The organism is Arthrobacter sp. 08Y14 (assembly GCF_002929455.1).
GTDB lineage: Bacteria > Actinomycetota > Actinomycetes > Actinomycetales > Micrococcaceae > Arthrobacter_B > Arthrobacter_B sunyaminii.
Window position 1 is genome coordinate 725,149 of record NZ_PJIX01000001.1, and the last position, 17,727, is coordinate 742,875.

General features: G+C 65.4%; 15 protein-coding genes. 9 read left to right on the forward strand and 6 right to left on the reverse strand.

Features of this window, described 5'->3' with window-relative positions:
• Positions 1-8: 8 nt before the first annotated feature.
• Positions 9-1,331: a hypothetical protein gene (locus CXR03_RS03390; RefSeq protein ID WP_104101930.1), complete on the reverse strand. Its 1,323-nt coding sequence runs from the start codon at positions 1,329-1,331 to the stop codon at positions 9-11.
• 314 nt (positions 1,332-1,645) lie between these two features.
• Between CXR03_RS03390 and acs the strand changes: the two genes are divergently transcribed.
• Complete coding sequence (gene acs, locus CXR03_RS03395) at positions 1,646-3,634, forward strand: acetate--CoA ligase (RefSeq protein ID WP_104101931.1); 1,989 nt, start codon at positions 1,646-1,648, stop codon at positions 3,632-3,634.
• A gap of 142 nt (positions 3,635-3,776) precedes the next feature.
• Here the strand turns inward: acs and CXR03_RS03400 are convergent, their stop codons facing one another.
• Complete coding sequence (locus CXR03_RS03400) at positions 3,777-4,196, reverse strand: organic hydroperoxide resistance protein (protein WP_104101933.1); 420 nt, start codon at positions 4,194-4,196, stop codon at positions 3,777-3,779.
• Positions 4,197-4,298: 102 nt separating this feature from the next.
• Here CXR03_RS03400 and CXR03_RS03405 point away from each other — a divergent pair, with 102 nt between their 5' ends.
• From CXR03_RS03405 to aroQ, 3 genes are all read left to right on the forward strand, one after another.
• Positions 4,299-4,856, forward strand: coding sequence for a TetR/AcrR family transcriptional regulator (locus tag CXR03_RS03405; protein ID WP_104101935.1), 558 nt, complete (start codon positions 4,299-4,301; stop codon positions 4,854-4,856).
• 179 nt (positions 4,857-5,035) lie between these two features.
• A complete protein-coding gene (locus CXR03_RS03410) occupies positions 5,036-6,319 on the forward strand; it encodes an MFS transporter (protein WP_104101936.1) in 1,284 nt (427 codons plus the stop codon).
• Positions 6,320-6,326: 7 nt separating this feature from the next.
• Complete coding sequence (aroQ, locus tag CXR03_RS03415) at positions 6,327-6,803, forward strand: type II 3-dehydroquinate dehydratase (protein ID WP_104053106.1); 477 nt, start codon at positions 6,327-6,329, stop codon at positions 6,801-6,803.
• A 4-nt stretch (positions 6,804-6,807) separates the two neighbouring features.
• Here aroQ and CXR03_RS03420 read toward each other — a convergent pair whose 3' ends face one another.
• The gene (locus tag CXR03_RS03420) at positions 6,808-7,992 is read right to left on the reverse strand and encodes a MarP family serine protease (protein ID WP_104102789.1); all 1,185 of its coding nucleotides are present in this window, start codon (positions 7,990-7,992) and stop codon (positions 6,808-6,810) included.
• 228 nt (positions 7,993-8,220) lie between these two features.
• On the opposite strand from CXR03_RS03420, the gene CXR03_RS03425 reads away from it, so the two are divergent.
• On the forward strand, positions 8,221-8,898 hold the full coding sequence (locus CXR03_RS03425) for a Crp/Fnr family transcriptional regulator (RefSeq protein WP_104053107.1): 678 nt from the start codon (positions 8,221-8,223) through the stop codon (positions 8,896-8,898).
• A gap of 106 nt (positions 8,899-9,004) precedes the next feature.
• On the opposite strand, the gene CXR03_RS03430 is transcribed toward CXR03_RS03425, so the two are convergent.
• The 3 genes from CXR03_RS03430 to CXR03_RS18110 are packed head-to-tail and all read right to left on the reverse strand — an operon-like array spanning position 9,005 to position 10,546.
• Positions 9,005-9,916 carry an NUDIX hydrolase gene (locus CXR03_RS03430; protein WP_104101938.1) on the reverse strand — a complete coding sequence of 304 codons (912 nt, stop codon included), beginning with the start codon at positions 9,914-9,916 and terminating at the stop codon, positions 9,005-9,007.
• Positions 9,909-10,391 (reverse strand): RidA family protein, encoded by a 483-nt coding sequence (locus CXR03_RS03435; protein ID WP_104053109.1) that lies wholly within the window; start codon positions 10,389-10,391, stop codon positions 9,909-9,911. Before CXR03_RS03435 ends, CXR03_RS03430 begins: the two co-directional genes overlap by 8 nt.
• Positions 10,388-10,546: a DUF4177 domain-containing protein gene (locus CXR03_RS18110; RefSeq protein WP_146067190.1), complete on the reverse strand. Its 159-nt coding sequence runs from the start codon at positions 10,544-10,546 to the stop codon at positions 10,388-10,390. The genes CXR03_RS03435 and CXR03_RS18110 overlap by 4 nt, the downstream gene beginning before the upstream one ends.
• 37 nt (positions 10,547-10,583) lie before the next feature.
• On the opposite strand from CXR03_RS18110, the gene CXR03_RS03440 reads away from it, so the two are divergent.
• The 4 genes from CXR03_RS03440 to CXR03_RS03455 all read left to right on the forward strand — a co-directional run bounded on the left by CXR03_RS03440 (position 10,584) and on the right by CXR03_RS03455 (position 17,647).
• Positions 10,584-12,827: a transglycosylase domain-containing protein gene (locus tag CXR03_RS03440; protein ID WP_104102791.1), complete on the forward strand. Its 2,244-nt coding sequence runs from the start codon at positions 10,584-10,586 to the stop codon at positions 12,825-12,827.
• A gap of 2 nt (positions 12,828-12,829) precedes the next feature.
• Positions 12,830-13,762 carry a metallophosphoesterase gene (locus tag CXR03_RS03445; protein WP_104101939.1) on the forward strand — a complete coding sequence of 311 codons (933 nt, stop codon included), beginning with the start codon at positions 12,830-12,832 and terminating at the stop codon, positions 13,760-13,762.
• A 151-nt stretch (positions 13,763-13,913) separates the two neighbouring features.
• Positions 13,914-15,791, forward strand: a complete 1,878-nt coding sequence (locus CXR03_RS03450) for an ABC transporter ATP-binding protein (protein ID WP_104101941.1) — start codon at positions 13,914-13,916, stop codon at positions 15,789-15,791.
• Positions 15,788-17,647 carry an ABC transporter ATP-binding protein gene (locus CXR03_RS03455; protein ID WP_104101943.1) on the forward strand — a complete coding sequence of 620 codons (1,860 nt, stop codon included), beginning with the start codon at positions 15,788-15,790 and terminating at the stop codon, positions 17,645-17,647. Before CXR03_RS03450 ends, CXR03_RS03455 begins: the two co-directional genes overlap by 4 nt.
• Positions 17,648-17,727 lie beyond the last annotated feature (80 nt).

Consider the following 17,727-nt stretch of genomic DNA (forward strand, 5'->3'; position numbering starts at 1 on the left):
TTTCCGGACTACTCGCCGGAATCCTCACCAACCCGCTCGATGTTGCTCAAGTCCCGCAGCACGCCGATGCGGCCGGTGCGCTTGTCCTGGACCAGGAATTCGGTGCCGCGGTCTTCCAGGCCCAATTCCCAGTCTCCCGGGTGGAACATGAACAGCGGCAGTCCGGTGCGTTCGTCCACGATCTGGCGCGGGGTTCCCACGGCAAACCAGAACGCTTCCACCACGTTTTCGGACTCTTCACGGGTGGCGCTGATGGATTCAGTGCCCGACGACGGCACCTGGGCCGAAGCCTGCGTGGCCGGTTCCGCCTCTGCGGACTTTGCCGGAACCACCGGGTTGACCGTGGTGGCCGCGAGGGCATCTTCGCTGTCCGGCGCCGCTGCGGGAGCCTGAGACGATGCGGGAGCCTGAGACGATGCGGGAGCCTGAGTCGATGCGGGACCCTGGGCTGCGGCGTTCTGGTCAGCTGAGGATTCCACCCGGGCTGAGTCGGCAGGAACAGCTTCGGTGCGGGCAGGTTCCGTGTGGCCCGCTCCGGAGCCGGCTTCCGCGGCATCTGCAGGGATGCCGTTAACGGCGGGGGCACCAGCGTCGGGGGTCACGCCGTCGTTAGCCTTGCGGCCAAACAATCCGGCCGGGGCCAGCTTGCCCATGCCCTTGCCCATCCCTGCGAAGCGCGATTCTGCAGGCTCGGCGCTGTTGCCGGCGTTCTCGCCGGTGCCGTGCGCGGCACCGGCGGCCGTGGCCCCCTGTGGTGCGGGCTTGGCCGGACGGCGGCGCAAACGGACAGCGTCGCGGGCCATGACGTGGGCCGGTGCCGCGGGGCGCTCGTCGAACTCGCGGGAGAAGGGCGGGATGTGCGGTGCGAGCGTGGTGGAGGCCACCAGGCCCAGGGCTCCGATGAGGGTGACCAGGGCGCCAATCGTGAAGTCGTTGACCACCTGCAGGAAGAAGAAGGCCACCGCCAAAACAGCTACGACGGAACCAAACTGGTCCACGGAGAGCGAGCCAACGCGGTATTTCAGTTCGGGAGCCATCCGGCGGGCGGCAAAGAGCCCGGCGACGAGCAGCGGCAGGATGATGCCGATTCCCAGGAAGAACAACGGGGTCAGTGGGGACCAGAAGGTGGCTTCCAGGCCGAAGGCAAAGCTCCACGGCAGCAGGGAACCAATCAGCATGAGGAGGACGGAGCCACCGGCCACGGTGTCGCGCAGGCCAAACGGACCCAGGACTGCCGTCCGGGCGTTGTCCTCGACGGCGGAATGAATCTCCGACGGTGCCGGAGTCTCCGTCGCCGTTCGGGCGTCGTTCTCAACGGGGGGCTGGTTCATTCGTTTCTCCATTCGCGGCCGCCGCCTGCAGGCCGGCAGAACATCTGCGGTCCGCGGCAGGGCGAGCCGCCTGCACGGGTAAAAAGCGGTTGCTTCCCTGCACAGCCTAGTCAACGCCGGCACCGCAGACTAGCCGAACTGCCGCTGCGACACGGGCCGTGATCTACCGCTCACCGCACAAATACCCCCGTTACCGGGCGTGAATGTGACGGTTAACACACTGGCGGCCGATCGGCGTTAGGGTAATTGCAACGCTACGGCAGCCCCTCGATCCGGGCTGGACCGTGGGCGACAGCTAAGCGAAAGGGTTCATGATGTCTGAACAGTCCCCCGTCAAGCAGCAAGGCGACGCACTGGAGAACCTGCTCCACGAGCGCCGCAGTTTTCCGCCCAGCGCGGATTTCGCCGCCGGCGCGGTTGCCCAGCAGTCGGTCTATGACGAAGCAGCGGCCGAAGGTCCGGAGTTCTGGGCCCGCCAGGCCCGCAGCCTGCTGACCTGGGACGAAGACTTCACCGAGACCCTGGACTGGTCCGACGCGCCCTTTGCCAAGTGGTTCGGCGGCGGAAAACTCAACGCGGCCTACAACGCCCTGGACCGCCATGTTGAAGCCGGCCGCGGCGACCGCGTGGCCATCTACTTCGAGGGCGAGCCCGGCGACACCCGCACCTACACCTATGCCCAGCTCACTGAAGAGGTCAAGAAGGCTGCCAACGCCTTTGAATCACTGGGCGTATCCAAGGGCGACCGGGTAGCCGTGTACCTGCCCATGATCCCCGAGGCCGTGATCACCATGCTCGCGTGCGCCCGCATCGGAGCGGTCCACTCGGTGGTGTTCGGCGGGTTCTCCGCTGATGCACTGCGCAACCGCATTGACGACGCCGAAGCCAAGCTGGTGGTGACCGCCGACGGCTCCTACCGCCGCGGAAAGCCCACCGCCCTGAAGCCTGCCGTGGATGAATCACTGGCGAAGGAAGGCCACACGGTCACCAGCGTCCTGGTCGTTCGCCGCAACGGCGAACCCGTCGAGTGGACCGAGGGCCGGGACATCTGGTGGGACGACGCCGTCGGTTCCGCGAGCGCCGAGCACACCGCGGTGGGCCACGACTCCGAGCATCCGCTGTTCATCCTCTACACCTCCGGCACCACGGGAAAACCCAAGGGCATCCTGCACACCACCGGCGGCTATCTGGCGCAGACGGCGTTCACCCACCTCAACACCTTTGACCTGAAACCGGAAACCGACGTGTACTGGTGCACCGCGGACATCGGCTGGGTCACCGGGCACAGCTACGTCACCTATGCGCCGCTGGTCAACGGCGCCACCCAGCTCATCTACGAGGGCACCCCTGACACTCCGCACCAGGGACGCTGGTGGGAACTGGTGGAAAAGTACAAGGTCTCCATTCTTTACACCGCGCCGACCGCCATCCGCACCTGCATGAAGTGGGGCCGGGACATTCCCGGAAAGTTCAATCTGGACTCCATCCGCGTGCTGGGCTCCGTGGGCGAGCCCATCAACCCCGAAGCGTGGATGTGGTACCGCACCGTCATCGGCGCCAACGGCAACAAGAAGGAAATCCCCGCACCCATCGTGGACACCTGGTGGCAGACGGAGACCGGCGCGCACATGATTGCCCCCATGCCGGGAGTCACGGCCACCAAGCCCGGTTCCGCCCAGGTTGCGGTTCCGGGCATCTCGATTGACGTGGTGGACGAGATGGGAGAATCCGTGCCCAACGGATCCGGCGGTTTCCTGGTCATCAAGGAACCGTGGCCGGCCATGCTGCGCGGCATCTGGGGCGACCCCGAGCGCTTCAAGGCAACCTACTGGTCCCGGTTCGACAACATGTACTTCGCGGGCGACGGCGCCAAGAAGGACGAGGACGGCGACATTTGGCTGCTGGGCCGCGTCGATGACGTCATGAACGTGTCCGGGCACCGGCTCTCCACCACTGAAATCGAGTCCGCGCTGGTGAGCCACCCCTCGGTGGCGGAAGCCGCCGTCGTGGGCGCCGCGGATGAGACAACCGGCGAGGCCGTGGTGGCCTTTGTGATCCTGCGCGGCAGCGCCAAGGACGACGACGACATTGTCGCCACGCTGCGCAATCACGTGGGCAGGGAAATCGGTCCGATCGCCAAGCCGCGGCACATTCTGGTGGTGCCGGAGCTGCCCAAGACCCGTTCCGGCAAGATCATGCGGCGCCTGCTCAAAGACGTCGCCGAAGGCCGCGAGGCCGGGGATTCCAGCACACTGGCGGACAACACCGTCATGCAGCAGATCGCGGAGTCGATGCGGAGCTAACGTCCTGCACTGGGCCAACAAACGCTGGGCCAACAAACGCTGAGCCAACAAAAGGTGCACGCCCCCGGACCGGGGCGTGCACCTTTTTGTGTTTTGTGTTCTGTGTTTTCCGGGACGCCGGTTGTCCCGCGGAGAGAGGCTGTTAGGCCGTGGTGACGTCCAGCTCCACGTCAATGTTGCCGCGGGTCGCGTTGGAGTACGGGCAGACCTGGTGGGCGGCATCCACCAGCTTCTCGGCGGTGGCCTGGTCCACGCCGGACATTTCCACATGCAGGGCCACGCCCAGCTTGAAGCCGACGTCCTGCTTGTGGATGCTGACATCGGCCGTAATGGCAGCGTCGGCGATCGGAGTCTTTTCGGCACGCGCAATCATCTTCAGGGCGGACAGGAAGCACGCCGCGTAACCGGCGGCAAAGAGCTGCTCCGGATTGGTGCCGTCGCCTGAGCCGCCCATCTCCGTGGGAGTGGCCAGGTTGACCTTCAGCTGGCCGTCGCTGGTCTGGGCTTCTCCGTTGCGGCCGTCTCCGGACGCGGTGGCAACTGCAGTGTACAAAGCGCTCATGGCAACTCCTCTAAGTCGGGGGCATCAGGTAGACTAACTAGTACGTCTACTTGGACCCTAGTAAACGCGCCTTCATCGCAAACCGCAACCCCGGGAGGACCCATGGCCGCCAGTCCGCCGGTGCGCACCCGCATCTTGGATGCCGCCGCCCTGCTCTTCTATACCGAAGGCATCCGTGCCGTGAGCGCAGACCGGATCATTGCTGCGGCGGAAACCACCAAGGTGACGTTCTACCGCTACTTCCGAACCAAAGAGGAGCTGGTGGTGGCCTATCTGCAGGCGCAGTCGGAACGGGCCCGGGAGTCAGCGGGACACCTGAGCCCCGATCCCTGCACCGGGCTGCTGGAACTGGCCGAGGCCATGGGTGCGCAGGCCTGCGTCCCCGGGTTCCGCGGCTGCCCGTTCATCAACGCGGCAGCCGAGTATCCGGACCCCGCCTCGCCGGTCCGGTCCGTGGTCCTTGAGCACAGGCAGTGGCTGCACGCAGAGGTCAGCGGCAGGCTGGCGCAGCTGGGGGCAGCAGATCCGGATTCCCTGGCAGATCAGCTGCTGATGCTGCGGGACGGCGCCATGGTCCACGGCTATGTGGGGGATCCCGCGGGTGTTTCGGGGGCACTGATCAGCGGCGGACGGGCCATTCTCGGCAGCCTCGTGGCCTGACCGGTTTTCCGCACCGGCCCCGCGCCCAACACGTCCGTTGGTGAGATGGAACTCATGGAGTTGGCACCACAGCGTCCGGGGTAGCAGAATCAGTGCTCGTGTCCACTTCCAGCACTTCCTCCCCGCTATCCGCTCCCGCACCCTCCACACCTCAGGACCCGCCGGTCCACTCCCGACGCATGGCGCGCAAGGTCGCCGGAGCGTCATTTGTCGGAACAGCCCTGGAGTCCTACGACTTCTATGTTTTTGGAACCGCAGCTGCCCTGATCCTGAACCGGATCTTCTTCCCGGAGGTCGATCCGCTGATCGGCACCCTGCTGTCCTTCCTGTCCCTGGGCATCGGGTTCATTGCCCGCCCCCTTGGAGCCGTCATCTTCGGCCATCTCGGCGACCGCATCGGCCGGAAGAAGTCGCTCATCTGGACCATCGTCCTGATGGGCACAGCCACCGGGATCATCGGCCTGCTGCCGGACTACAACACCATCGGCATCTGGGCCCCCGCCCTGCTCGTGACGCTGCGGCTGCTGCAGGGCCTGGCAGTGGGCGGTGAATGGGGCGGAGCCGTCCTGATCGCCACCGAGCATGCAGAACCCCGCAAACGCGCCCTGTATGCCGCGATCCCGCAGATCGGTTCCCCCGTCGGAACCATCATGGTCACCGGGATCTTCCTGCTGCTGACCAGCGTCCCGCAGGAAACCATGGAGGCCGGCCTGTGGCGGGTTCCGTTCCTGCTGGCCTTCCCGTTCATGGCCATTGCCCTGTACCTGCGGTTTGCCATCGAAGAAACCCCCGTCTTCAAAGATGTTGCCGGGCACCAGGCCCTTCCCCGCGTTCCTGTCCTGGAGGTTCTGAAAACCCAGCGGCTGGCCGTCCTGGTTGCCACGTCCGCGTCCCTGCTCGGCATCGGGTCCTACTTCCTGATGACCACCTATACCCAGGCCTACGGAACCGAACAGCTGGGCCTGTCCGGCACCACCGTACTCAATGCCGCACTGGTGGGCTCGGTCCTGCAGTTGGCCACCATTCCGGCATTCGGCTGGCTCGCCACCAAGATCGGCTCGGCCCGCATGGTCGCCGCCGGCGCCTTCGCCACCCTGCTCATTTCCTTTCCCCTGTACTGGCTCATCAGCACCGCGGACCAAACGACCTACATCCTCACCATCCTCATCGGCGGGATCGCGCCAACCGCCGCGTGGGCGGCCCTGGGCGGACTGATGGCTGATCTCTTCCCGGCCCGCACCAGTTTCACCGCCCTGTCCCTGGCCTACAGCTTTGCGGGCATCCTCGCCGGCTTCGCCCCGGCCGCAACGCAGGCGTTCGCCAAGGCAACGGACAGCGCGTGGTGGCATCCCGGCGTCGTGCTGGCGCTGATGTCGGTGGTGACCATCGCCGGCGCCCTGGCGGCGGGACGCATGACGCGCCGCCGGGATGAGGCAGCAGCACCGGCGCAGGTTGGCGCATAGTTAAGCCATGACTGCCTCCCGCACCCGCAACCTGCTGATCCTCAACGGCCCCAACCTGAACCTCCTGGGCACCCGCGAGCCCGGAATCTACGGCACCGAAACGCTCGACGACGTGGAGGCGCTGGCGCTGGACGCCGCGGAATCCCACGGCTGGACGGTGGACTGCATCCAGTCCAACCATGAGGGCGACCTGATCGATGCGATCCACGGGGCTCCGGGGCTGGCTGACGCGATCATCATCAACCCGGCGGCCTACAGCCACACCTCAGTCGCCATCCCGGATGCGCTGTCCGGCGTCGGTCTGCCGGTGGTTGAGGTGCACCTGAGCAACATTCACCGGCGCGAGGAATTCCGGCACCACTCCTACGTATCGGCGGTGGCGGACGCCGTCATCTGCGGGGCCGGAATTGCCGGCTACAAGATGGCTGTGGACTACCTCGCCGCCCGGCTGGACGGGGAAGCGCAGGCGGAAGCCGGCGCCTGATCCGCTACTCGCCGGAGATGCACTGCCCGGGCGAGACAGGATCGGAATATCCGGCGGCGGCTTCCGCCACCGGCCCAACCTCGCTCAGGGACAGCGCATAACCGATGGGCTGATCGCCGGTGGTCTTGGCGAAGATGACACCGGCCAGCTGGCCGTCGATGTCCAGCAGCGGCCCGCCCGAGTTGCCCTGCTGCACGTTCGCGGCGAGAGTGTAGACCTCCAGCACTTCCGGGGCGGACCCGTAGATGTTACGCACCGAGACGTCGGAGAGCTTTTCAACGTTGGCCGCCTGCAGCTGGAACGGACCGCCGGCCGGGTACCCGGCAAACGCCGCAGTGGTGCCGTCCGGAAGGACGTCGCCCAGCGGGATCGGTTCGGCGTCGAGGCTGTCCACTGCCAGCACGGCCAGGTCACGGGCGCTGTCGAAATAGACCACCTCACCCGGAAGCGCCCCGCCGCCGGGGACCTGCACCACGGGCCGGGAAACTCCGGCCACCACGTGGGCATTGGTGATCACGCGGTCATCGGCGACGACGAAACCCGAGCCCGTCTGGTTCTGCCCGCACTGATAAGCCGTTCCCGTGATCTTCACGACCGACTCCGACGACGCCTGCAAAGCCGCGGATGAGAGCGCCTCATCCGGGGCAACCACTGTATCCGGGGCGGCGCTGTCCAGGATGGTGGGCAGGCCCTCTGCGAGAGTGAAGGAACGCACTTCCGCAGTCCAGGTTTTCACCCGGTCTGGTGTGGCTTCCTCGATGCCGTTCAGCACTTTCGAGGACGTGATCTGCTGCGAAAGGAACGGAACCCCGAGGGTGTTGACGCTGAAAGCGAGCACGGACATCACCAGGGCGGATACGGCCAGGTTCACTCCCCCGCCCAGCAGCCGGTCCAGGAAACGCAGCGGCGGGAAGTTCATCCAGCGCCGGATGGATCCGCCCAGCGCAGCGCCGAGGGCATGCCCGCCCAGGACAAGCACCACAATGGTGGCGATGACAGCGGTCAGGCGCCAGCCGTCGTCGGGCACCCATTCGGTGACCAGGGGGATCGCGAAGAACGCCGCCACAGCCCCGGCCACAAAGCCCACAATGCCGCCCAGCGTCACCACAAGACCGTTCCGCAGCCCGGCGATGAGGTAGAACAGCAGCGCCAACAGCAGAATGATGTCTAGCAGTGAAAATCCGAGCACAAACAGCTCCAAGCGCGGTCTAGGGGGTGTTGCGGGGACTCTTCGAGACTGTCCCTGCCTCCCGAGTTTAGCGGCCCAAACTGGAGACTTCGTCCGCGCCGGACCGAAGAGGGCAGTACGCAGGGGCGTCCTTTTTATCATCCGTGGGCGAACAAAGCTATTACAGGTGTCACATGGGGCCGTAGTGCGAGAAGATAATGGAAGGGACAACTATTTACAGGAGATTTCATGGATATCGAGGTACTGCGCCGTGCGCCACTGTTCGCCTCATTGGGAGACGACGTCTTCGCAGCTCTGACCGACGAGTTGACTGAGGTCGACCTTTCGCGCGGCGCATCAGTTTTCCGCGAGGGTGACCAGGGCGACCAGCTGTATTTCATCGTGTCCGGAAAGATCAAGCTGGGACGCTCGGCACCGGACGGCCGCGAGAACCTGCTGGCCATCCTTGGCCCGGGCGAGCTCTTCGGCGAAATGGCGCTCTTTGATCCGAGCCCGCGCAACGCCACCGCCACCGCGGTGTCCGAAACGCGGCTGGCCGGACTGCGGCACGACAACCTGAAGGCACTGCTGGAAACGCGCCCGGAGGTGTCGGTCCAGCTGCTGCAGGCCCTGGCCCGCCGGCTGCGCCGCACCAACGAGTCCCTTGCGGATCTCGTCTTCTCGGACGTTCCCGGCCGCGTTGCCAAGGCACTGCTGGATCTGGCGGACCGCTTCGGCCGCCCCGCCACTGACGGCATCCTGGTGGCTCACGAGCTGACGCAGGAAGAACTGGCCCAGCTGGTCGGCGCTTCACGTGAAACGGTGAACAAGGCGCTGGCCGAGTTCGTTCAGCGCGGCTGGCTGCGCCTGGAAGCCCGCGCCGTCGTCATTTTGGACGTGCAGCGGCTGCGCCAGCGCTCACGCTAGGTCTTTTCCGACCGCCTTACAGCGAACGACGGCGCCGCTCCCCTTTACCGGGGGCGGCGCCGTCGTTTGCGTTTAAGGTGTGCGGGAATCGGTGTCGGGGCAGGAATCAGCGCCCGTGCTGGGCCGAACCCTCCCCGGCGCCGCTGAGTGAAACGGACAGCCAGTAACCGCCGTCAGCCTCCACCAGCTCGGGCCGGAAGACGGCCGCCGGACGGCGGGACGCAAGGTAGGCAATGCAGCCACGGGCACCGGCCAGTTTCTCCAGCACCAGTTCCACCGGCGGCACGGTGAGTTCAGACAGGGTGAGCCCGATGGTGTCAGGGAGCCCGATCTCATCGCCCAGGGCGGTGGTGTTCCGGGCCGCGATCTCCTCCGCTGCGGACCGCCACTGACCCCAGCTTCCCTTGCCCTCCAGCAGGGAGGCTTCCTGCCCCATCGGCTGAACAACCGCGAAGTACCGGGTGTCGAACCGGCGCAGCGCAAAATCAGCCGTCTGCCAGTTGGCCAGCGGCCGGAGCAGGTCGGTGCGCAGGCCCAGTCCCCGGCGTTTGAGAAGCTCCGGAAAGGACTTGTCTCCGGCTGCCAGCGCAACCCGGGCGGCCATCCAGTCCGGGCCCCGGTTGCCCTCCAGCAGCGTCGATTCGTCCGGTCCGGCCAGCAGAATGCCGGCTTCTTCAAACAGTTCACGGATGGCCGCCACTACGTGCCGGCGGGCCAGACGGGGATCGTCGATGCCCAGTGCCTTGGCCCAGGCTGCCGGAGCCGGACCGAACCAGGTCACGGCGTCGTCGTCCTCCGGATTGATGCTGCCGCCGGGAAACGCCACCCTGCCCAGCGGCGATTCGCCCCGGCGGTAAGCCAGATAGGTCTCGGCGCCGCGCGGCGCGTCCCGCACCAGCACCACGGAGGACGCCAGGCGGGGTTTGCGCGGTGCACGGTCACCGTGTTCAAACCAGCTTTCCGCGGCTCCCCGAAGATACGGGGGAACCGGGAAAAGCCGTACTGATGAACTAGGCAAATTCAGCGATCACTTCTACTTCGACGGGGGAATCCAGCGGCAGCACGGCCACCCCGACGGCGGAGCGGGCATGCGCGCCCGCCTCGCCGAAGACCTTCCCCAGCAGTTCTGATGCACCGTTGATGACGGCCGGCTGCCCGGTAAAGGACGGATCCGATGCCACGAAGCCCACCACCTTGACGATGCGGCTGATGCGGTCCAGATCTCCGATCTGGGCCTTGATGGCAGCCAGCGCGTTAACAGCGCAGGTTGCGGCGTATCCTGCGGCGTCCTCGGCCGGTACCCCGGCGCCAACTTTGCCGGCTGCAGGCAACACGCCCGAGACGAAGGGCAGCTGCCCGGAGGTGTAGACGTAGTTCCCCGTGACAACGGCGGGTACATAGGCGGCCACCGGTGCTGCGACGTCCGGCAGCTCAATACCCAGTTCCGCCAGCCTGCGCTCCACGGCGGAAACCGCCCCGTTCACCTCAGTCACTGCGACTTCTCGCGTTTCATGTACGCCACGGCACCCGTTCCGTTGGGGGCGGGCGTGATCTGGACGAGTTCCCAACCTTCTTCGCCGTGCATGTTAAGGACAGCTCCCGGTGTGTGAAGAGGAAGCGGCGTGATGAAATATTCCCATTTGCTCATAATCCAAAGACTAACGCGTGCTTGTAGACTGATGCGCATGGCAGCTCGCAAATCTCCGTTCTTTGATACGGCTACCACCCTTGGCCAGATTGTCGCCTTCTTCGGCGTCAGCGCGCTTTGTGGTGTTTTGGCCGCGGGTCTTCTGGTTCCCGCCGCCGCCGCCGCGGGCACAGCCGCGTCCGGATCCATCCAGTTCTTCGATGACCTCCCGTCGGAACTGCAGGCCGGCGCGCTGGCCGAGCCGTCAAAAATTTATGCCAATGACGGCTCTCTCATCGCAACCCTGTATGAGGAAAACCGCCAGCCGATCAATCTGGACCAGGTTTCCCCCACCATGATCGACGCGATGCTTGCCATTGAGGATGACCGCTTTTACGAGCACGGCGGCGTGGACGTCCAGGGTGTCATCGGAGCCCTCGCCTCTAACCTCACCTCCGGCACCAACCGCGGCGCGTCCACCATTACGCAGCAGTATGTGAACAGCGTCATCATCGACACCAACCTGCAGAACAAGCAGGAGGTGGTGCTCTCCGGCAACAAGGACTACGGCGACAAGCTGCGGGAGATGAAGCTGGCCATCGCCGTCGAAAAGCAGCTCTCCAAGGATGAAATCCTTGAGGGCTACTTCAACATCGTTCCCTTCAGCGGCACCACCTTCGGTGTCCAGGCCGCGTCCAAGTACTTCTTCAACGTGGACGCCTCGCAGCTGAACATTCCGCAGGCAGCCCTGCTGGCCGGCGTTGTCAACGGTCCGTCCGTCTACAGCCCCACGGGCAATCCGGAACTGGCCCTTCAACGGCGCAACATAGTCATCCGCGCCATGCTCGACAAGGGCCGCATCACGCAGGAAGAGCACGACGCCGCCGTGGCCACGGACCTGGGCCTGAACATCACACCGGTTCCCAGCAACTGCACCGGCGCCGTCCAGGCACCGTACTTCTGCGACTACGTCATGCACCTGATCCTCAACGATGAGAGATACGGTGCCACAACGGAGGACCGGCAGAAGCTGCTCTACCGGGGCGGCCTGAGCATCAACACCACCCTGGATCCGGAGATCCAGAACGCCGCGCAGACGGCCGTCAACGAAACCGCTAACCCGGACACCACGGACCCCGAGATCGGCCACTCCATGGTGTCGATGGAACCGCGAAGCGGAAAAATTCTCTCCATGGCGCAGAACACGCGCTACACACCCGAAGAAGGCGCCGGCAACTCGGTCATCAACTTCAACGTTGACCTGAACCAGGACGGCGACCCCAACAAGCCGCTGGGCGGCATGGGCGGTTTCCAGCCCGGCTCAACGTATAAGCCGTTCACCGTGGCAGCCTGGCTGGACGCAGGCAAAACCCTGAACACCACCCTGAACGGCAGCAAGCGCACTTACCCTGCAGGCCACAGCTGGAACGCCAGCTGCCTGCCGGGCGGACGCTATGGCATTCCGGAGCCTTGGACGCCCATCAACTACGGGGACACCAACTACAAGACCACCACCGTCATCGACGGTCTGGCGAACTCCCTGAACACCATCACCATGGCCGAGATCAACCAGCTTGATCTCTGCAAGTTCCAGGAAATGGCGTTTGCCTCAGGCATCCACAACGGCAAGAGTGCCAGCGGTCAAAACGAAATGCTCGGCGTTAACCCGCCGTCGTCCTTCGGCGGCGGCGGCGACGCCTCCCCGCTGGCCATGGCCACCGGCTTTGCCACGTTTGCAGCTGAAGGCCTGAAATGCGAACCGCGTGCCCTGGAGTCGGTAACGGCCGCGGATGGACGGTCCTTCGAGGTACCGGCCCAGGAGTGCACGCAGGTCATGAAGAAGGAAGTTGCCCAGGGCGTCAACGCGGCAACGCAGCAGGTGATGACCAAGGGCTCCGGCTACTACCTGCAGAACGGCAAGCCGGTTGCCGGCAAGACCGGAACTAATGACTTCCGGTCCCAGACCTGGTTCATGGGCTACACCACGGGCATGGTCACGGCCTCCTGGCTGGGCAACCACGTCTGGGGCAACGAGCGGGGCTCGATGGAAGGCAAGCAGATTGGCGGGCAGGTCTACCCCGAGATCGACGGCTCGAAGATTGCCGGCCCGTCCTGGAAGAACTTCATTGACCGGATCCCGGACCAGTACCAGGCCAATCCGTTCACCCCGCCGCCGGCATCCGTCATGGGCACCGTGGCGGCGCCGCCCCGGCCTGCACCGGCTCCGTCCAATGATCAGAACAAAAACAACAACAACAACGGCGGCAACCAGGGCGAAAACAAGAACGACGGCGACGACTAACGGTGGCTGCTCCTTCCCTTAGCTCTGCCCTGCGTTCGGCCGCCTGGGTTGCCGGCGGCACTGCCGGAGCTGGTGCGGCGGCGCTGGCATACGCGTCGCTGATTGAACGGAATCTCTTTGGAGTCCGTGAAGAGACCGTGGCCGTCCTGCCGCCGGGGAGCGCTCCGCTGCGGGTACTGCACCTCTCGGACATCCATTTTGTGCCCAACCAGAACATCAAGGTTCGCTGGCTGCAGTCCCTCGCTGAGCTCGAACCGGACCTGGTGGTCAACACGGGGGACAACCTGAGCCATCTGGAAGCCGTTCCACCCCTGCTGGAAGCGCTCAAGCCGCTGCTGCGTTTTCCCGGCGTGTACGTTCCCGGCTCCAATGACTACTACGGTCCCCGGGCCAAGAACCCGCTGACGTATTTCACCGGCCCCTCGAAAATCACTAAGGATCCGCCGGCGCTGCCCTTCGGCGAACTCTTTGGAGCGTTCGAGGACGCGGGCTGGGCCGGCCTGACCAACCGCAGGGACTCCATGGAGCTGGGCGGTGTCCGCTTTGATTTCTCCGGGGTGGATGACCCCCATCTGGACCGCGACGTGTACCCCGGATTCCCCGAAGCGGGTTCCAGCGCCGGGCTTCCGGCTGTGCGGGTGGGGGTTGCCCATGCTCCCTACCAGCGGGTGCTCAACTACTTCACCGACGGCGGGGCTGAGCTGATCCTGGCCGGCCACACCCACGGCGGACAGGTGTGCATCCCGTTCTACGGCGCCCTGGTCAGCAACTGCGATCTGCCTACCCGTCTGGCCAAGGGCCTGGCCGTTTGGGAGCACAACGGACGGAAAGTTCCCATGAATGTTTCGGCCGGCATCGGAACCTCCCGTTTTGCTCCGGTCCGGTTCGCCTGCCGTCCCGAGGCTGTCCTGCTGACTCTGACGGCGCGGTCCTAGACCGTTTCCCTCCGCCGGGTCACAGGGTTGCCCACCACAGAGGACCAAACTCCGGACGCGCATCGATTCTCCCCGTAAGCGGGCTTAGGATTGAGCCCTCAAAGGGACACTCTGCTTGTTGCAGCACCCTCCACCCGCTCGAGAAGGTTCCATGCCTGCGCAGACAACCCTGTGGCAATCCCTTGCACGGCTCTATCCGCATCTGCGGCCCATCCTCCCCCGCTTAATCTGCGGGTTGTTCTGTGCCCTCGGAGCCAGCCTCATGGCTTTGGCGATCCCCCAGGTGTTCCGGGTCCTGATCAACACCTCCCTGGCCCCCGGCGGATCCACGGCGGCTGTCTGGGGAGCGGCCGGCGTCGTCCTGGGTTTGGGCATCCTTGAAGCAACCTTCATCGCCCTGCGCCGCCAGTTCGTGATTGCACCGGCCACCACCGTGGAAACCCGGATGCGCACCTCGTTCTACCGGCATCTGCAGGACCTCTCCGTCTCATTCCATGACCGCTGGGGCAGCGGGCAGCTGCTCTCGCGGGCAATGAGCGACTTGAACCTGGTCCGCCGCTGGATGGCGTTCGGTGCCATCATGCTGGTGGTCACGGCGCTGACCGTGGTGGTTGGCTTCACCATCATGCTGTTCACGAGTTGGGTGCTGGCGCTGATCTTCATCGCTGCAGCCGTTCCGATCGTGGTTTACGGCTACCGCTTCAACCGTTTTTACCGGCAGGTTTCCCGCCAGAGCCAGGACCAAACCGGTGACCTGGCCACCACGGTGGAGGAATCCGTCCACGGCATCCGCGTCCTGAAGGCCTTCGGCCGCAGCCGTGAGGCCCTGGACTCGTTTGAGGAGCAGGCCCAGGAACTGCGTGAAACCGAGGTGTCGAAGGCAAACTCGCTGGCCAAGTTCTCCCTCGTGGTGACGCTGCTGCCCGAAGCTGCCCTCGCCGTTGCCCTCGTGGTGGGGATCATTGCCGTAGCGGACGGCAACCTCAGTATCGGTTCGCTGGTTGCTTTCTTTGCCACCGCCGCAGTAGTCGCCGGGCCGGTGGAAGCCGTGGGTCCACTGCTGTCCATGACCCTGACAGCGAAAACCGCGATCGACCGGCATTATGAAGTAATGGACGCGCAGTCCTCCATTCAGAGCCCGCAGCATCCGGTGCACCTCAACGATGTCCGCGGAGAGCTGGTGTTCGACGACGTCCATTTTGCCTATCCGGACACCAAGGACGGCACGCGCAACCTGATCGACGGCGTGACCCTGTGCCTGCGTCCCGGCGAGACCATGGCGCTGGTAGGCGTAACCGGCAGCGGAAAATCCACCCTGCTGCAGCTGGTCCCCCGGTTGTTCGACGTCACCGGCGGATCCATCCGGATCGACGGCACTGATCTTCGCCAGCTGGATCTGGAAGAACTGCGCACCATTGTGGCTGTGGCCTTCGAAGACACCACACTGTTCTCCAGCTCCGTCCGCGACAACGTGCTGCTCGGCGCCGAACCGGCAAGCTCCGCCGAAGCGGACCAGCTCCTGGCCCAGGCCCTGGACGTGGCGCAGGCCGATTTTGTGTACTCGCTGCCCGAAGGCACGGACACCCTCATCGGCGAGGAAGGATTGAGCCTTTCCGGCGGGCAGCGCCAGCGCGTCGCCCTGGCCCGGGCCATCGCCGCCCGGCCCACCGTGCTGATCATGGACGATCCTCTCTCGGCACTGGACGTGCGCACCGAGGAACTGGTGGAAGGCCGGCTCCGCGAGGTGCTGGCGGACACCACCACGCTGGTGGTTGCGCACCGCCCGTCCACCGTGTCCCTCGCCGACCGCGTGGCCCTGATGGAAGACGGACGTATCAGCGCCGTCGGCACGCACGCCGAACTCCTGGCCGGCAACGACCACTACCGGTACGTGATTGCCAGCCTGCCCACGGATCCCGAAGATCTGGACAGTCCGTTGGATGACGGCCCGCTGCCGGCGGAAGCAGCCGACGACGCAGCAGGCGTCCTTGAAGCACCACGCCTGGACGATGAGGAGATTATCCGATGAGCCGCTTCACCGTCCGCCGCGGCAAGGGTGCCGACCCGGCCTACGATGCCACCGCCAGGCTGGGCACCGCCGGCGAGGACGCCGTCCATCTGGGCAAGGAAGAAAACCTCGCTGTCCGCCGCCGGTCACTGGCGCTGCTGGGCTCCCTGATCCGCCCCAACCGCGGACGGTTCATCGGCACGGTGCTGCTGGTGGTCTTCTCCCAAGCTGCACGCGTGGCCGGGCCCGCCATCATCGCCTACGGCATCGACCACGCCCTGCCGGATTTGCAGGCGGGCAACAGCCTGCCGCTGATCCTTTCCGGCGTGGCTTACCTGCTGGCTGCCCTGTTGGCAGCGGGCCTGACGGCCGGTTACGTCCGCGCCACTGCCCTGCTAAGCCAGGCCATGCTGCTGGACCTGCGGCTGCGGGTCTTCCGCCACACCCAGCGCCTGAGCCTGGAATTCCACGAGAAGTACACCTCCGGACGGATCATTTCGCGGCAGACCTCCGATCTGGAAGCACTGCGCGAACTGCTGGACTCCGGCGTCAGCTCCCTGGCCTCCGGCGCCATGTACATGCTGTTCACCGCCGTGAGTATCTTCCTGCTGGACTGGCGCACCGGGCTGCTAATGCTGGTGGCCTTCGTACCGATGTACCTGCTGACCCGCTGGTACCAGAAACGCTCCCAGCTGGCCTACCGTGCTTCCCGGGTCACCTCCGCGAAGCTGATTGTGCACTTCATCGAAACCATGACCGGAATCCGGGCCGTGAAGGCCTTCCGCCGCGAAAAGGTCAACGCAGAGAAGTACGACGATCTGGCCGAGGACTACCGCGTGGCCACCGTCCGTTCCATCAACCTGAACGGAGTCTTCCAGCCCGGGCTGGTGCTCATAGGCAACGCCACGGTGGCCGTGGTCCTGTTGGCGGGCGGCTTCCGAGTGCTCGACGGCGGCCTGGAGGTGGGCGCCCTGCTGGCGCTGCTGCTGTACTCCAAGCGCTTCTTCCAGCCGGTGGACCAGATGGCCATGTTCTACAACTCCTTCCAGTCCGCTTCCGCGGCGCTGGAAAAGGTCTCCGGCCTGCTGGAGGAAGTGCCCACCGTGCGCCCGCCGAAGCATCCGGTGGAATTGAAGCACGCCAAGGGCGACATCCGGTTTGACGGCGTGGAATTCCGCTACGGTGACGGCCCGGTGATCCTGCCGCAAATGAACCTGCACATTCCCGCCGGCCAGACCGTTGCCCTGGTGGGACAGACCGGTGCCGGCAAGTCCACCCTCGCCAAGCTGATCGCGCGCTTCTACGACCCCTCCCAGGGCTCCGTGCTGCTGGACGGCGTGGATCTGCGGAACCTGACCCAGCGGGACCTGCGCCGCGCCGTCGTCATGGTGACACAGGAAGCGTTCCTGTTCAGCGGCTCGGTGGCGGACAACATTGCCCTGGGCAAGCCCGAAGCCACCCGCGCGGAGATCATTGCCTCGGCCAGGGCGGTGGGTGCGCATGAGTTCATCGAAGCGCTGCCGGAGGGATATGACACCGACGTGAACAAGCGCGGCGGCCGGGTTTCCGCCGGCCAGCGGCAGTTGATCAGCTTCGCCCGGGCCTTCCTGGCCGATCCGGCGGTGCTGATCCTGGACGAGGCCACTTCCTCGCTGGACATCCCCAGCGAACGGCTGGTCCAGCACGGGCTCAAGACCCTGCTGGGCAACCGGACAGCGCTGATCATTGCGCACCGCCTCTCCACCGTGGAGATCGCCGACCGGGTACTGGTCATGCACGCCGGCGAAGTGGTGGAGGACGGCACTCCCGCGGATCTCACGGGCGGCACCGGCCGGTTTGCCAAGCTGCAGGCCGCCTGGCAGGAGTCCCTGGTGTAGGACGACGACGGCGAAAGCTCGCCGCCGGGCGATGTTACCGTCCGGCTGCGAGCCCGGTTTCGCGGAATCCACGGTGATCG

Excerpts from the sequence above, each read along its gene's own strand:
- CXR03_RS18110 (WP_146067190.1), bottom strand. The coding sequence starts at position 10,546 with ATGAGCAAATGGGAATATTTCATCACGCCGCTTCCTCTTCACACACCG.
- CXR03_RS03440 (WP_104102791.1), top strand. The coding sequence starts at position 10,584 with ATGGCAGCTCGCAAATCTCCGTTCTTTGATACGGCTACCACCCTTGGC.
- CXR03_RS03405 (WP_104101935.1), top strand. The coding sequence starts at position 4,299 with ATGGCCGCCAGTCCGCCGGTGCGCACCCGCATCTTGGATGCCGCCGCC.
- CXR03_RS03410 (WP_104101936.1), top strand. The coding sequence starts at position 5,036 with ATGGCGCGCAAGGTCGCCGGAGCGTCATTTGTCGGAACAGCCCTGGAG.
- CXR03_RS03450 (WP_104101941.1), top strand. The coding sequence starts at position 13,914 with ATGCCTGCGCAGACAACCCTGTGGCAATCCCTTGCACGGCTCTATCCG.
- CXR03_RS03390 (WP_104101930.1), bottom strand. The coding sequence starts at position 1,331 with ATGAACCAGCCCCCCGTTGAGAACGACGCCCGAACGGCGACGGAGACT.
- CXR03_RS03400 (WP_104101933.1), bottom strand. The coding sequence starts at position 4,196 with ATGAGCGCTTTGTACACTGCAGTTGCCACCGCGTCCGGAGACGGCCGC.
- CXR03_RS03455 (WP_104101943.1), top strand. The coding sequence starts at position 15,788 with ATGAGCCGCTTCACCGTCCGCCGCGGCAAGGGTGCCGACCCGGCCTAC.
- CXR03_RS03425 (WP_104053107.1), top strand. The coding sequence starts at position 8,221 with ATGGATATCGAGGTACTGCGCCGTGCGCCACTGTTCGCCTCATTGGGA.
- aroQ (WP_104053106.1), top strand. The coding sequence starts at position 6,327 with ATGACTGCCTCCCGCACCCGCAACCTGCTGATCCTCAACGGCCCCAAC.
- acs (WP_104101931.1), top strand. The coding sequence starts at position 1,646 with ATGTCTGAACAGTCCCCCGTCAAGCAGCAAGGCGACGCACTGGAGAAC.